Here is a 272-nt window from a genome sequence, read left to right on the forward strand (position 1 = left end):
TTCAATTTTCAGCTTGTTCCGGATTGTTAAAGAGCAAATATCTCAAACGTGACTCACCTTTCGGTAAAATCAGTTTTGAGATACTGGTTGATAATGTCTTTCACTCATTATCAGGTATGGCGTCCCCAAGGGGATTCGAACCCCTGTTACAGCCGTGAAAGGGCAGTGTCCTGGGCCTCTAGACGATGGGGACACAAAAATGCATGACGCATTGCTCGTTACTTTTCTATCAGACAATCTGTTGTGGACACTGCGAAGGAAGGTATCTTCAG

At 44.5% G+C, this 272-nt stretch carries 1 tRNA gene; it reads right to left on the reverse strand.

Annotated features, from left to right (window positions below):
• Positions 1–117 precede the first annotated feature (117 nt).
• Positions 118–193, reverse strand: a tRNA-Glu gene (locus GSQ70_RS00700).
• Between the last annotated feature and the right edge of the window lie 79 nt (positions 194–272).

The organism is Pantoea sp. BAV 3049 (genome assembly GCF_009765445.1).
GTDB lineage: Bacteria > Pseudomonadota > Gammaproteobacteria > Enterobacterales > Enterobacteriaceae > Erwinia.